Origin of the sequence: Photorhabdus sp. RM71S, assembly GCF_042879355.1 — a bacterium.
Classification (GTDB): Bacteria; Pseudomonadota; Gammaproteobacteria; order Enterobacterales; family Enterobacteriaceae; genus Photorhabdus; species Photorhabdus kayaii.
In genome coordinates this window covers 1-1,039 of sequence record NZ_JBHFKV010000138.1, presented here as the reverse complement: position 1 = coordinate 1,039, position 1,039 = coordinate 1, and the positions used below count along the sequence as shown (strand labels likewise).

General features: G+C 60.7%; 1 protein-coding gene. It reads right to left on the bottom strand.

What is annotated here, in order from left to right:
* A partial coding sequence (xerC, locus tag ACGF5R_RS24095; RefSeq protein WP_387693148.1) for a site-specific tyrosine recombinase XerC occupies positions 1-881 on the bottom strand: 881 nt, incomplete at its 3' end.
* Between the last annotated feature and the right edge of the window lie 158 nt (positions 882-1,039).

Sequence of the window (1,039 nt, the reverse complement as noted above, 5' to 3'; positions counted from 1 at the left end):
GCCACCCGCGTATAGATTTGGGTGGTTTCCAGCTTCTCATGCCCCAGTATCGCCTGGATGTGTCGGGTGTCTGCGCCGTTCTCTAACATCTGCGTCGCCATTGAGTGCCGGAACAGATGACAGGCCCCCGGTTTAGTCAGCTGCGCCTGTTTACGGATGCTGTCAGCGGCTATCTGGGTTAATGTGCCTCTGGCCAGCCCCCGGCCTTTCCTGGTGATAAACAGGTGACCGCTGTCTCCCCGGCGCGTTAACTGGGGCCGGACACTGAGCCAGCGACTTAACCAGTGCAGCGCCTGTTCGCCGATGGGCACCACCCGGTCTTTACCGCCTTTACCCTGTCTGACCATCACCACGCCGCGCCCGAAGTCCACTTCGCTTAACAGCAGGTTCGCCACTTCCATCCGCCGGATACCGGTACTCCACAGCACTTCAAGGATAGCCCGGTTTCTCAGGCCCGTGAGTGTGTCGATACTGGCGGCGGCTAATACCGTGTGGGTTTCGTCTTCATTCATCACCTGCGCCGGCAACCGTTTTTCTTCTCTTGGCAATACCATGTTATCCGTCGGGTTATACAGGATATGGTGACGTTGCAATAACCAGCGGAACCACTGACGTAAGACACTCAGGCGGTCCCGCTGACTGCCCGGGCTGTAGGGCTGGCCGTCCGCTTTACGGTGGCTTCTCAGCCAGCGCTGGTAACTTTCCAGTAACGGCAGGCTGACCTGCGGTGCGGTCATGACCCCGCGTGCTTCACACCAGCTGATGAACGGCAACAGCCGCTCTTCGTAGGCTTCCTGTGTCCGTTCGCTTAAGCCCTGTCCCTGCACGGCTTCCAGCCAGGCCGCCAGATGCTGGCGTAAAGTGGCGAAGCGGGCCGGTATGGCGTCGGGTTGACCGTGGGTCTCCGTCACCGAGGGGCGTTTTTTTCTGTCTGGCGAGGCCAGTGTTGCCGCCGGGCTGGTCGGGATAGCGTGCTGTTGCTGCAACCAGTCGAACCACAGGCGTAAGGCGCGCAGGCGTCGGCGCTGACTGTCCGGCG